The organism is Candidatus Accumulibacter contiguus (assembly GCF_036625285.1).
Lineage (GTDB): Bacteria > Pseudomonadota > Gammaproteobacteria > Burkholderiales > Rhodocyclaceae > Accumulibacter > Accumulibacter contiguus.
In genome coordinates this window covers 3,857,573-3,871,081 of sequence record NZ_JAZKUC010000001.1, presented here as the reverse complement: position 1 = coordinate 3,871,081, position 13,509 = coordinate 3,857,573, and the positions used below count along the sequence as shown (strand labels likewise).

11 protein-coding genes and 2 tRNA genes are annotated in these 13,509 nt (G+C 64.1%); 8 read left to right on the top strand and 5 right to left on the bottom strand.

The annotated features are described in order from the left end of the window. Positions 1-28 precede the first annotated feature (28 nt). The 8 genes from V5B59_RS18300 to V5B59_RS18265 are packed head-to-tail and all read left to right on the top strand — an operon-like array spanning position 29 to position 9,114. Positions 29-388, top strand: coding sequence for an STAS/SEC14 domain-containing protein (locus V5B59_RS18300; RefSeq protein ID WP_169069372.1), 360 nt, complete (start codon positions 29-31; stop codon positions 386-388). Further along, positions 385-1,239, top strand: coding sequence for a sulfurtransferase (locus V5B59_RS18295; protein ID WP_169069371.1), 855 nt, complete (start codon positions 385-387; stop codon positions 1,237-1,239). The genes V5B59_RS18300 and V5B59_RS18295 overlap by 4 nt, the downstream gene beginning before the upstream one ends. A gap of 22 nt (positions 1,240-1,261) precedes the next feature. Then, on the top strand, positions 1,262-2,431 hold the full coding sequence (hypD, locus tag V5B59_RS18290) for a hydrogenase formation protein HypD (protein WP_169069370.1): 1,170 nt from the start codon (positions 1,262-1,264) through the stop codon (positions 2,429-2,431). Next, complete coding sequence (gene hypE / locus V5B59_RS18285) at positions 2,428-3,477, top strand: hydrogenase expression/formation protein HypE (protein WP_169069369.1); 1,050 nt, start codon at positions 2,428-2,430, stop codon at positions 3,475-3,477. Before hypD ends, hypE begins: the two co-directional genes overlap by 4 nt. Before the next feature lie 6 nt (positions 3,478-3,483). Continuing rightward, positions 3,484-5,211, top strand: a complete 1,728-nt coding sequence (locus V5B59_RS18280; RefSeq protein WP_169069368.1) for a hydrogenase maturation protein — start codon at positions 3,484-3,486, stop codon at positions 5,209-5,211. Continuing rightward, positions 5,208-6,662, top strand: a complete 1,455-nt coding sequence (locus V5B59_RS18275) for a sigma-54-dependent transcriptional regulator (protein WP_169069367.1) — start codon at positions 5,208-5,210, stop codon at positions 6,660-6,662. Before V5B59_RS18280 ends, V5B59_RS18275 begins: the two co-directional genes overlap by 4 nt. Further along, a complete protein-coding gene (locus V5B59_RS18270) occupies positions 6,659-7,657 on the top strand; it encodes a HupU protein (protein WP_169069366.1) in 999 nt (332 codons plus the stop codon). The genes V5B59_RS18275 and V5B59_RS18270 overlap by 4 nt, the downstream gene beginning before the upstream one ends. Further along, positions 7,654-9,114 (top strand): nickel-dependent hydrogenase large subunit, encoded by a 1,461-nt coding sequence (locus V5B59_RS18265; protein WP_308240048.1) that lies wholly within the window; start codon positions 7,654-7,656, stop codon positions 9,112-9,114. Before V5B59_RS18270 ends, V5B59_RS18265 begins: the two co-directional genes overlap by 4 nt. Positions 9,115-9,682: 568 nt before the next feature. Here the strand turns inward: V5B59_RS18265 and V5B59_RS18260 are convergent. From V5B59_RS18260 to uvrC, 5 genes are all read right to left on the bottom strand, one after another. Continuing rightward, entirely contained in the window at positions 9,683-10,228 is a 546-nt protein-coding gene (locus tag V5B59_RS18260; protein WP_332352152.1) for an ISAzo13-like element transposase-related protein, read from the bottom strand. Positions 10,229-10,695: 467 nt separating this feature from the next. Continuing rightward, positions 10,696-10,769, bottom strand: a tRNA-Cys gene (locus tag V5B59_RS18255). 84 nt (positions 10,770-10,853) lie between these two features. Next, positions 10,854-10,929 (bottom strand) — tRNA-Gly (locus tag V5B59_RS18250). A gap of 83 nt (positions 10,930-11,012) precedes the next feature. Continuing rightward, positions 11,013-11,591: a CDP-diacylglycerol--glycerol-3-phosphate 3-phosphatidyltransferase gene (gene pgsA / locus V5B59_RS18245; protein WP_034915504.1), complete on the bottom strand. Its 579-nt coding sequence runs from the start codon at positions 11,589-11,591 to the stop codon at positions 11,013-11,015. After that, positions 11,591-13,417 (bottom strand): excinuclease ABC subunit UvrC, encoded by a 1,827-nt coding sequence (gene uvrC / locus V5B59_RS18240; protein WP_169069419.1) that lies wholly within the window; start codon positions 13,415-13,417, stop codon positions 11,591-11,593. The genes pgsA and uvrC overlap by 1 nt, the downstream gene beginning before the upstream one ends. Between the last annotated feature and the right edge of the window lie 92 nt (positions 13,418-13,509).

Below are 13,509 nucleotides of genomic sequence, written 5' to 3'. Positions count from 1 at the left end.
ACTGGCGCATCGCAAAAGGGGGCCTGCCATGATTGTCATCGAACAACAGCCGAAGCGCGTCGAAGTCACGGTTTATGCGGAATTCACTCTTGCCGACTACAAGGAGTTCGAGAATGCCGTCAATTTCGCGATCCAGTTCGAGGGACCGGTCGACCTGTTTTTTGACCTGCGCGAAATGGCCGACTTCACCATCGACGTAGCCTGGGAAGATATCGTCTTTGCGCGCGCCCATGCCAATGATTTCAGCCGTATTGCCGTACTGACGCATAGCCAGTGGGTGGCCTGGAGCGCCTGGTTGTCGCAGATTTTTGTTCGCGCCGAAATGCGCATCTTCGACGAGGAAGTCGATGCGCGTTCCTGGCTGGCGGAAGGGGAGGGGCTGGCATGAGCTATGGAACCCTGGTCAGCAGCGCAGTCCTTGCCGATCATCTCTTCGATCCTGGCTGGCGTGTCTTCGACTGCCGTCATCAGCTGAACGATCCGGCAGCGGGCAGCCGGGCCTACGCGACCGCTCACCTGCCAGGCGCTTTTTTCCTGCATCTCGATCAGGATCTGTCGGGGCCGACGAATGGCCGCAACGGCCGCCATCCCTTGCCCGATCCATTGCTGCTTGCCGACAAACTGGGCGCGGCGGGCGTAGCCCTGGACACGCAGGTAATCGCCTATGACGACGCCGGCGGCGCCTTTGCCAGCCGTCTGTGGTGGTTGCTGCGCTGGCTCGGCCATGATCGCGTCGCGGTGCTCGACGGTGGCATCGATCGCTGGCTGGTGGAGGGACGGCCGCTGGCGACCGATTCACCGAGTTCCTCGCCGGCGACGCTGGAGGTCGATCTGCGTGCGGCGGTGACGAGCAGCGACGCGGTCCTCGCCAGTCTTGGGCAGAGCGGCTTCTGCCTGATCGACGCACGTGCCCCTGAGCGCTTCCGTGGTGAAAATGAAACCCTCGATCCGGTGGGCGGGCATATTCCCGGCGCGCGCAACCGCTTTTTCCGCGACAATCTCGACGTCGACGGCTGCTTTCGCCCGGCTGCCGAACTGCGCCGCGAGTTCCTGGCCCTGCTGGCCGGAAGTCCTCCGGAGCAGGCGGTGATGTCTTGCGGTTCGGGCGTCACTGCCTGCCACAACCTGCTGGCAATGGAAATCGCCGGATTGCCGGGGGCGCGCCTCTATGCGGGTTCGTGGAGCGAATGGTGCAGTGATCCGGCGCGGCCGGTGGTTTGCCAGGCACCCCCGGCTTGACCGCTCATGGCAAAAGTGCGAAATGAAGTTCATCGACGAGTTTCGTGACGGAGATCTGGCCAGAGGCCTGGCGGCGGCCATTCGGCAGGCGGCGCGGGCGGACCGCGAGTATCATTTCATGGAATTCTGTGGCGGGCACACGCACGCCATCTCGCGCTACGGGGTCACTGATCTGCTGCCGCCAAAGGTGCGCATGATCCACGGTCCGGGCTGTCCGGTCTGCGTGCTGCCGATCGGACGGATCGACATGGCGATCGCTCTTGCTCGTGACCTGGGGGTCATCTTGTGCAGCTACGGTGACCCGATGCGCGTTCCGGCATCGGGCGGGCTTTCGCTGCTCAAGGCGAAAGCAGGCCTGGGCAGGAATGCAGGCGACAAGGGCGAGCGTCGCGGCGAGATCCGGATGATTTATTCGGGTGCCGACGCGCTGGCCATCGCGCAGCAGAATCCTGATCGCGAGGTGGTCTTCTTCGCCATCGGTTTCGAAACCACGACGCCGCCGACGGCGGTGCTCATCAAGCAGGCACAGGCGCTCGGTCTCGGGAATTTCTCGGTATTCTGCTGCCATGTGCTGACGCCATCGGCGATCGCCAGCATTCTCGAATCGCCAGAGGTCCGGCAGTGGGGCAGCGTGCGGATCGACGGTTTCATCGGACCGGCGCACGTGTCGACGATCATCGGTACGCGGCCGTACGAGTTCTTTGCCGAGGAATATCGCAAGCCGGTGGTGATCGCCGGCTTCGAACCGCTCGACGTGATGCAGTCGATCCTGATGCTGATCAGGCAGGTCAACGCTGGTCGGGCCGTGGTCGAGAACGAGTTTTCGCGCGCCGTGACACGCGCGGGCAACCGCAAGGCGCAGCGTCTGGTGGCCGAAGTCTTCGAACTGCGTCGCTCTTTTGCCTGGCGCGGACTGGGCGAGCTTCCCTACAGCGCGCTCAGGATCCGCAAGGAATTCGCCGACTTCGACGCCGAGCGCCGCTTTGCGCTCCGCTACCAGGCGGTGGCCGACCATCCGGCCTGCGAGTGTGGGGCGATCCTGCGTGGCGTCAAGCGACCGCAGGAATGCCGGATTTTCGGCAGCGTATGCACCCCGGAAAACCCCATCGGCTCGTGCATGGTTTCGTCGGAAGGGGCGTGTGCGGCACACTATTCGTACGGGCGTTTTGCCGACCTGGCGGCGGTGTCATGAAGGACGTTCGCAAGGGCTACGTCCGTCCCCTCGATCTGCGGCAAGGCCGTGTCGACATGACGCATGGCAGCGGTGGGCGGGCGATGGCGCAACTGATCGAGGAACTGTTCGCAAGACGGCTCGGCAACGCCTACCTGGGGCAGGGCAACGATGCGGCCGTGCTGCCGATGCCGCCGGGCCGGCTGGTGTTGTCCACCGATGCGCATGTCGTCTCGCCGCTGTTCTTCCCCGGCGGCGACATCGGCTGCCTGGCGGTGCACGGAACGATCAACGACGTTGCGGTGATGGGTGCAAGGCCGCTGTATCTGGCGGCCAGCTTCATTCTTGAGGAAGGCTTCCCGCTCGGCGATCTGGCGCGCATCGTCGAATCGATGGCGCGCGCCGCCAGCGACGCCGGTGTGCCTGTGGCGACCGGCGACACCAAGGTGGTCGAACAGGGCAAGGGGGATGGTGTCTACATCACGACCACCGGCGCCGGCGTAGTCGCCGAGGGCGCCGACTACGCCGGCGACCGCGCCCGCGCCGGCGACCGGATCCTCGTTTCCGGCAGCATCGCCGAGCATGGCATGGCGATCATGGCGCGGCGCGAAAGCCTCGGTTTTGCCGCGAACATCGTTTCCGACACCGCCGCGCTACATGGCCTGATCGCCGCCATGCGCGCGAGTGGGGCGGCCATTCGCGTGCTGCGCGATCCGACGCGTGGCGGGGTCGCGACGACGCTCAACGAGATCGCTCGCCAGTCGGGTGTCGGCATGATGCTGCAGGAGAACGCGCTGCCGGTACAGCCCGAGGTGGCCGCAGCCTGCGAGTTCCTCGGTCTCGACCCGCTATATGTCGCCAACGAGGGCAAATTGCTGGCGATCGTCGCGCCGCAGGACTGCGACGCGCTGCTCGCCGCGATGCAGGCACACCCGCTCGGCCGGCGTGCGGCGGTGATCGGCAGCGTGCATCAGGACGCGCAGCATTTCGTGCAGATGACCACGACCTTTGGCGGCCGGCGTATCGTCGACTGGCTGAGCGGCGAACAATTGCCGCGCATCTGCTGAACCGAGATGCGCATCCTCTTCCTCTGCCACGCTTTCAACAGCCTCAGCCAGCGCCTGTATAGCGAGCTGCGCGCGCGTGGGCATCAGTTGTCGATCGAATACGACATCGCCGACGTGGTGGCCGAGGAAGCCGTTGCGCTGTTCCGGCCCGAGTTGATCGTTGCGCCGTATCTGCGCCGCGCGATTCCGGAGTCGATCTGGCGCCGGTACTGCTGTCTGGTGGTCCATCCGGGAATCGTCGGCGACCGTGGCCCGTCGGCGCTCGACTGGGCGATTCAGGAGGGCGAGCGGAATTGGGGGGTCACGGTCCTGCAGGCGAACGCCGAGATGGATGCTGGCCCGATCTGGGCAGCCGAAACCTTTCCGATGCGAATGGTCAAGAAGTCGAGCCTCTATCGCCACGAGGTCACCGAAGCCGCGGTGCGCGCGCTATTGAAAGCCGTCGAGCGCTTCGTTGTCGGCGGCTTTGTGCCGACGCCGGTCGATGATGCCGACCCGACCATTCCAGGCAGACAGCGGCCGTTGATGAGGCAGGTCGATCGTGCCATCGACTGGCAGCACGATGAAACGGCGCGCGTGCTGGCCAGGATCAACGCCGCCGATGGTTTTCCCGGCGTCGCCGATCGCTTGTTCGGCGAGCCCTGCCGCCTGTTCGACGCCTGGCCCGAAGAGACCCTATGCACATTACGCGCCGGCGCGCCGGGCGAGGTGATCGCCTGGCGCGAGACGGCGATCCTGCGCGCGACGGTCGATGGCGCAGTATGGATCGGTCACCTGCGCCGCGAGGATCCCGGCGACTCGCTCAAGCTGCCGGCAACGCAGGTCTTTGCAGCAGCGCTGGCGACGATTCCCGAAGCACCGCTCGACGGCTACTTCGCTCCTGCCGGCCGGACCTGGCAGGACATTCGCTATGAAGAAGCCGGGCGCGTTGGTTTCCTGCACTTCGACTTCTACAACGGCGCCATGAGCACTCGTCAATGCCAGCGCCTGCAGGCGGCGTACGCCTGGGCACGGCAGCGGCCGATGCGTGTGCTGGTATTGATGGGCGGCCGCGACTACTGGTCGAACGGCATCCACCTCTCCTGTATCGAAGCGGCTGAATCACCGGCGGATGAATCCTGGGCCAACATCAACGCCATCGACGATCTCGCCGAGGCGATCCTGTGCAGCGACAACCAGCTCACGATCGCCGCGCTGCAGGGCAATTGCGGCGCCGGCGGCTGCTTCCTGGCGCGCGCTGCCGATCTGGTCTGGGCGCGCGCCGGCGTGCTGCTCAATCCGCATTACCGCAACATGGGCAACCTGTTTGGCTCGGAATACTGGACCTACCTGCTGCCGGCGCGCGTCGGGGTGGCGGGAGCGCAGGCGATCATGCACCACCGGCTGCCGATGACTGCCGCCGCCGCGGTCGCTGCAGGTTTGATCGACGCCTGTCTGGCAGGCGATCCCGACGCTTTCCGGGTCGATGTCGCTCGCCGCGCCGCCGAACTGGCCATGGCTCCCGACCTCGACGAGCGGCTGCGGGCCAAGCGGGCGCGGCGCCTGGCCGACGAAACGGCGAAGCCGCTGGCGAGCTATCGTGCGGAGGAACTCGCCGAACTGCAGCGCAATTTCTACGGCTTCGATCCCAGTTATCACGTCGCCCGCTTTCATTTCGTGCACAAGACGCCGAACTCGTGGACGCCGCGCCATCTGGCGATTCATCGCGATCTCGGCTGGAGCGTGCCGCCATGACCGCCAGGTCGAGGTTGCCGACGGTGCTGGTCGTCGACGACGAACTGCGCTCGCAGGAAGCCTTGCGGCGGACGCTCGAAGAGGACTTCGAAGTGTTTACCGCTGCGAGCGCCGAGCAGGCACAGCGGATCATGGAAACCGAGTGGGTGCAGATCATCGTCTGCGACCAGCGCATGCCGGAAACGACCGGCGTCGAGTTTCTCAAGAACGTTCGCAGTCAGTGGCCGGATACCCTGCGCATCATCCTGTCCGGTTATACCGATGCCGAGGACATCATTGCCGGGGTCAACGAGGCCGGCATCTACCAGTATCTGATGAAACCCTGGCAGCCCGAGCAACTGCTGCTGACGCTGCAGACCGCGGCCAGGGTCTATCGCCTGCAACAGGAGAACCAGCGGCTCTCGGTCGAGTTGCGCACCGCCGAACCGGTGCTCGCCAGGCGTGTCGAGATCAAGCACGAACGTGCCAAACGCGAGTTGGCTCTCGACGGCCTGGTCCGCACGCCGGACAGCCCGCTCAATGCCGTCTGTCATCTGGTCGAAAAACTCGCTCCTTTCGACCTTTCCGTACTGGTCAGCGGCGAGTCGGGTACCGGCAAGGAGATGCTGGCGCGCGCCATCCATTACTGCAGTCGGCGTGCCGACAAGGCTTTCGTCGTCGAGAACTGTGGTGCGCTGCCCGACCAGTTGCTCGAAGCCGAGCTTTTTGGTTACAAGCGCGGTGCATTCACCGGCGCCTATGAAGATCGCATCGGCCGTTTCCAGCAGGCCGACGGCGGCACCCTCTTTCTCGACGAAATCGGTGACACCAGCCCGGCGTTTCAGGTCAAGCTGCTGCGCGTGCTGCAGGAAGGCGAGTTCCGGCCGCTCGGTGCGGCGCGGCCGCATTCGGTCGATATTCGGGTGGTGGCAGCGACCCATCACGACCTCGAAGCCGACGTGCGCGCCGGTACCTTCCGCGAGGATCTCTACTACCGGCTGGCGACCGTGACACTGCATGTGCCGGCGTTGCGCGAGCGCGCGATGGACATTCCGCTGCTCGCCGGCCGCCTGCTCGAAGCCAGTCAGAAGCTGCTCGGCAAAGCGGTCGATGGCTTCACGACCGAGACGCTCGCCTGTCTCGCGGCGTACCGCTGGCCGGGCAATGTGCGCGAGCTGCAGAACGAGATCCTGCGCATGCTGGCGCTCTGTGAATCGCCGCGCCTCGGTGCCGACCTGCTGGCGCCACGCATCCTGCGCTCGCCGGCGGTCGACCAGCAGGACGACCATCTGCTCGATCTGATCGCCGTCGATGGCGGCCTCAAGGAGCGGATGGAAGCGCTCGAAGCGCGCGTGCTCAAGGAAACGATGATCCGCAGTCGCTGGAACAAGTCGCGAGCGGCAAGCGAGCTGGGCCTGTCGCGCGTCGGCTTGCGCAACAAGCTCCTGCGTTACGGGCTGGAGCGGGCATGAAACTTCTCTGGCTGCAGGCGGCGGGTTGCGGCGGCTGCACGCAGTCCCTGCTCGGTGCCGAGAGTCGCGCCGGGGTGCTCGCGCAGTTCGCCGACAGCGGTCTCGATCTGCTATGGCACCCCGGCCTGTCGGAAGCCTGTGGCGACGAGGCGCTGGCGATCCTGCAGGCGGCCGCCGACGGCCGTCTGCCGTTCGACATTCTCTGCGTCGAAGGCGCACTGCTGCGCGGACCGAATGGCAGCGGGCGCTTCCAGATCCTGTCCGGCAGCGGCCGCCCGGTGATCGAATGGGTCAGTGATCTGGCCGCACGCGCGCAGCACGTACTCGCCATCGGCACCTGTAGCGCCTATGGTGGGATCGTTTCCGGCGGCGAGAACGTCACCGACGCCTGCGGTCTGCAGTTCGACGGCGATCAGGAAGGCGGTCTGCTCGGCAAGGATTTCCGTGCGGCCTCGGGCCTGCCGGTGATCAACGTCGCCGGCTGCCCGACGCATCCGGGCTGGGTCCTCGACACCCTGCTGTCGCTGGCCCTTGGCGCGCTTGGCGCAAACGACCTCGACGCCTGGCAGCGTCCGCGTTTCTACACCGAGCAACTGGTCCATCACGGCTGCCCGCGCAACGAATTCTACGAATTCAAGGCCAGTGCCCAGAAGCCCTCCGACCTCGGCTGCCTGATGGAAAACCTGGGCTGCCAGGGCACGCAGGCCAACGCCGACTGCAACCTGCGGCTGTGGCATGGCGTCGGCTCGTGCGTGCGTGGCGGTTTTGCCTGCATTTCCTGCACCGAACCCGGTTTCGAGGAACCCGGGCATCCGTTCCTGGAAACCGCCAAGATCGCCGGCATTCCGACCGGTCTGCCGCTCGACATGCCGAAAGCCTGGTTCGTCGCGCTCGCCGCGCTGTCCAAGTCGGCGACGCCGAAGCGGGTGCGCGAAAACTCACGTTCCGATCACCCGCTGATCGCGCCGGCAATCCGGAAGAGCGGTCCGAAGTGAGCCGTCGCCTGCGCATGGGCCCGTTCAATCGCGTCGAGGGCGACCTCGAGGTGACCCTCGACGTGACCGACGGCTGCGTCACCTCGGCAGAGGTCCGTTCCTCGCTCTATCGTGGCTTCGAGCATATCCTGCTGACCAGGCACCCGCTCGATGCGCTGGTGATCGTGCCGCGGATCTGCGGCATCTGCTCGGTCTCACAGTCGGCCGCGGCCGCGGCCGCGCTTGCCGACGCCGCCGGCCTGGAAATGCCGGCGAACGGCCGCCTGGCGAGCAATCTGATTCTTGCCTGCGAAAACCTGGCGGACCACCTGACGCACTTCTACCTCTTCTTCCTACCCGATTTCGCCCGCGCAGCGTATTGCGATCGCTCCTGGCATGCTGCGGCCGCCAGGCGTTTCCAGGCCACTGTCGGCGAGGCACAGCGCGAGGTGCTGCCGGCGCGCGCCGACCTGTTGCGACTGATCGGCTACCTGGCCGGCAAGTGGCCACACAGCCTGGCGCTGCAGCCCGGCGGCACGACGCGCGCAGTGACCGCCACCGAAAAGGTTCGCCTGCTGGCCATCCTGAGCGCGTTCCGCGCCTTTCTGAGCCGCACCGTTTTCGGGGATGCCCTCGAAAACGTCAGCGGCCTCGGCAGCGCCGACGAACTCGCCGCCTGGGCGCAAGGCCGGCCCGCAGATTTCCCGCTTTTCCTGGAAATCGCCGATGATCTCGGCCTCGCCCGCGTCGGCCGCGCCAGCAACAGTTTTCTCAGTTACGGCGCCTACGCACATGGCGGCGGCGACGGCCAACCGCTCTTTGCGCGCGGCGTCTGGCAGGACGAACGCCGGCCCTTCGACGAGCAGGCGATCCGCGAGGACGTGACGCATGCGTGGCTGCACGGCGAGCAACCGCTACATCCCGGGCAAGGCGAAACGCGCCCGCTCACCGGCGCGTTTGCCGACAAGGCCAGCGCCTATACCTGGTGCAAGGCGCCGCGTTACGACGGCGTCGTCGTCGAGACCGGTGCGCTGGCCCGCCAGATGGTCGCCGGCCAGCCGCTCATCCGCGCGCTGGTGGCGGCCGATGGCGGCAGCGTGCTGGCGCGGGTCGTCGCCCGCCTGCTCGAACTCGCCCTGGTCGTACCGGCAATGGAGCGCTGGGTGCGCGCCCTGGCGCCCGGCGAGGCCTTCTGCGCACCATGGGAATTACCCGATCGGGCCAGCGCCGCCGGCCTCGTCGAAGCCGCGCGGGGATCTCTCGGTCACTGGCTGCGCATCGAACGCGGCAGGATCGCCGGCTACCAGATCATCGCCCCGACCACCTGGAACTTCTCGCCACGCGATGCGGCGGGCGTTCCCGGCGCACTCGAGCAGGCGCTGGTCGGGTTGCCCGTGGGCGAAGGCGAAAGGGTGCCGCTCGCCGTTCAGCATGTCGTTCGGTCGTTTGATCCGTGCATGGTGTGCACGGTGCATTGACCATGCGGCACCGGCCGGCCGAGGGCAATCGGCGTGCCGGCGGCTCAGAAAAACTGCTGGCGCAGTTGGCCAAAGCCACCGCCAGGACGTCGGCCAGCATCCCTTGCAGCAACGCGAACCTGCCTTCGTGCTCAATGCGTTTTCGCTCAACCGGCCCGCTGGCCGAACGCGTGGCGAGCCGGCTTTCGAGGGCCTCGGCGAAGGCGGAAAATTCTTGACTGAGCGCGTGATGTTCCAATCGGGGTGCGGAGAGATCACTCTGGAATGGGCGCTCGGAAGAATCACCGCTCGCTCGTCTTGCCGCAGTCTTCCCTGGAACGCGATCCGACTTTGAAATCGCTTGTCCTGCCAACTACTATTCTTTAATACGTCGCCACAACGGGGGAGGAAGCGACATGTCCAATGACGGGCGCCGATCGATTACATTCTCTCGCGCCGGCAAACGAAACACTTCTCAGAAGGCTACCTCTCACCACGGACGAAAGCCCCTCCAGCGTCAGCCAAACTCGCCTTGCAGTCCATGCTCAGTCGTTTGGTTTGACCTCCCTCCTGGTTTTGTCTGTCTTTTTCATGGAGATTGGTGAAGAGGGCATCGGTTTCTGGAATTTTTTTGGGGCTTGGCTTTGAGCACCGGTCGCAGCCGGTAGCCATTGCGGTTGAGGACGTCCGCCATCGTGCTGGGGGACGGCAGGACTTCTGGGTCGAAACCAAGCCCTTGCAACTGCTTCAGCGCTTCCGCCGCCGTCAGTCGAGTGTACGACAGCGTGCTGCGGAAGGTCGGGTCCTGCTGGGAGTGCGTTTTCGCCAAGGACCAGAGAGCTTCCGCCACTTCAGGATGCTTTTCCTCCCACCACTGGTTTCCGCAGAAGGCTTCTTGCGCACCCAGGCAGATGATGCCACTGCGTCGCTCAGGAAGTCCGACTTCAACGGTGTGGCGACTCCAGCCAAACACCACCTCCGCTTGCCGGGCACTGCCCCGGCAATACTTGACGGCCATCTCCGCTTCGAACGACCGACGCTGCGCACCCAGCATCTTCGACGCAGCCTGCTTCAGGTCATCAATATGAGAAGCGTCCAGGGACGGCTTGTCTGCCAAACAGAAGGTCGTGTCCATAGGCGAGGGCCTCATCGTCGTGATGGGTGTGTATTCTGCCATCAATGGGCGCTGCATTTTCGGAAATCACCTAAGATTGGCGGCCCAATTCATTGCGCCCTCCCATGTCATCTTCCCATCCGGAGAATCGCCACTTGTATAGGCGTATCTGGCATCCTGCAACCAAGTAACATTTAGCATATCGTCGTAAATCAACCCGCCACCGCGGTCAAATAGCGATGCTTGGGCGGTGGCCGTTGCGAACGCCAACACCCCGGCTAGCGCAATTTTCCTTCGTGTCATTGACTTTCCCCCGTGCCAGTTTTCGGTGACAGGCCGCCACGACCACGCTCTACCGGCCGACACCGCACTGGTGTTTTTCTTTGGTGGCGTGGATTCGGATTGCTCGGATTTGGCTACACTGTGGCTACACAGAATCGGATATCTGAGAGAATGGCCGCTTGATGGTGCCAAGCTCTTGATTTATTTGGAGGCGCGAGCGGGAGTCGAACCCACCTACACGGATTTGCAATCCGGTGCATAACCGCTTTGCTATCGCGCCGAACCTACCTGAAGATAGGGATTTCTGCCGCTGATTCGTACCGCCATTGATTCTGCAAAGTACAGACGGCTTTGCAGAGAATTGTGGAGCGGGAGAAGAGTCTCGAACTCTCGACCTATACCTTGGCAAGGTATCGCTCTACCAACTGAGCTACTCCCGCGTGAAGCGAGTGCGCATTATAAAGGCCTGCCCATGGCTGTCAACGCCTTCTTTCGCCGTCGCGCCGCTACCGCGGCTTTCCGATCAGCGCTTGCGGTCCTCTTCGATCAGGTATGGCCACGCCATTCGCATGTAATAACCCATCGACCAGAGCGTCAGCACGGCCGCCACGTAGATCAGCCAGACTCCCCACTGAAATACGTCAACTCCTCGTAACGGCGCGTAATAAAGCAGCATCGGGATGGCGATCATCTGCGCGCTGGTCTTGATCTTGCCGATCATCGAGACGGCGACGCTCTTGTGGGCACCGATCCGCGCCATCCACTCGCGCAGGGCGGAAATCGTGATCTCGCGACCGATGATGATCATCGCCAGAACCGCGTCGAGACGGCCGAGCTGGACCAGGACGATCAATGCTGCGGCAACCATCAGCTTGTCGGCGACCGGGTCAAGGAAGGCTCCAAAAGCCGAAGTCTGTTGCCAGCGTCGCGCGAGATAGCCATCGAGCCAGTCGGTAATGGCGGCGACGATGAAAATCAGCGTTGCTGCACGGTCACGCCCGATCCCCTGAACCCATGCCTCCGGAACATAGTAAATGGCGATCAGCAGCGGGATCAGGATGATCCGTAGCCAGGTCAGCAGAATGGGTATGTTCAGTGGCATCAATGCAACGCCGCGTAAATTTTCTCGGCTAGTTCCCGACTGATTCCAGGAACTGCTGTCAGTTGGTCAATCCCGGCATCGGAAACTCCCTGCAAGCCACCAAAACGGGAAATCAGTGCCTTGCGCCGCTTGGGTCCAATGCCGCCGATCTCTTCCAGGCGTGAACTGCGAGAAGCCTTGCCACGCCTGGCGCGGTGACCGGAAACCGCAAAGCGGTGCGCCTCGTCACGGACTTCCTGAATCAGATGCAGGGCCTGATCTTCAGGAGGTAATTGTAACGGCTCACGGCCATCCGCGAATACCAGGGTTTCCAGGCCGGGCCTGCGCGCCTCTCCCTTGGCGACGCCGAGCATCGGCAGGTGGCTCAGGCCGAGTTCACTGAGTGCTGCGGCCGCGGCGTTGACCTGGCCACTGCCGCCGTCGATCAGGATCAGCGTCGGCACGACGCCGTCATTGGTCAGCAGCTTCTCGTAACGGCGCTGGACCGCCTGCCGAATGGCTGCGTAGTCGTCACCGGGCTGGATACCTTCGATATTGAAGCGGCGATACTCCGATTTGCGCATGCCATTTCCCTGATACACCACGCAGGCCGCCACGGTCGAGTCGCCTTGCGTGTGACTGATGTCGAAACACTCGATGCGCGCCTCCACGCCGTCCTCGATGTCCAGGCCCAGTGTCCTGCACAGGGCTTGCAGCCGCGCACCCTGCCGTGTCAGCACGCTGCGACGCGCGTTGATCGCCAGGTGAGCGTTCTGTTCGGCCATCTCGACCCAGACGCGCTGCATGGTAAACCTCGCTTCGCTTACCCGGATCGGCTGTGTTGCCGCGGCACTGAGCCAATCGGCAAGCTCGTCATCGGACAGGGCCAGATTGACGAGAACCCGCGGCGGGATCGGGTGCGCGAGATAATGCTGATAGAGGAATGCGGTCAGCGCCTCGAGCGGCGAAGAACTCACCGAATTCGCGCTATTGACCGGAAATTGCGGGCGGTCACCGAGATGCCGGCCAGCGCGCACCATCGCCAGGTTCACACACAGCAGGCCGGCATCTTCAACGGCGACGACGATATCCACATCGCCATCCCTGCCGCTCTCGACGTACTGCTTTTCCTGCACCTGCCGCAAGGACTGGATCTGGTCACGATAGACCGCCGCCTGCTCGAAAGCGAGTCTGGCTGCCGCTTGATCCATGGCTGCCGACAGGCTGCCGATCACATCCTGTTGTCGGCCTTGCAGAAACATCGCCGCCATCTGTACATCCTCGGCGTAGCGCGTCGGTTCGATGAGTCCGACGCAGGGTCCGGAGCAACGCTTGATCTGGTACAACAGGCACGGCCGCGAGCGGTTGTTGAACACCGAATTCTCACAGGTGCGCAGGCGAAACATTTTCTGCAGCAAATGGACGCTTTCGCGTACCGCCGGCGAAGAAGGGAAAGGACCGAAATAGTCGGCACGCCGGTCGGTGGTGCCCCGGAAGAAACCCAGCCGCGGGTAGCGGTCGTGTGTGAGGACGATGTAGGGATAGGACTTGTCGTCACGGAAGAGGATGTTGTAGCGCGGCGACAGGCTCTTGATGAGATTGTTTTCCAGCAGCAGCGCCTCGGCCTCGGAGCGCGTCACGGTGGTCTCGACGCTGGCGATCTGTGCCACCATCAGTGCGATGCGCGGACTCGGATGCTTGTCGCGAAAGTACGAGGCAAGCCGTTTGCGGAGATTTTTTGCCTTGCCGACGTAGAGCACCTGATCGGCGCCATCGAGCATTCGATAGACGCCCGGCAATTCGGTCACGCTGGCAAGCAGGGATTTGGCGTCGAAGGGTTCGGTCATCACGGTCATGCGCGTTCGCGGCAGCCGACGGCTGAAGTAGGATAGCGTCTTCGATCTTATCACGCTCGCCGGCACCATCCCTGCTCACGGTT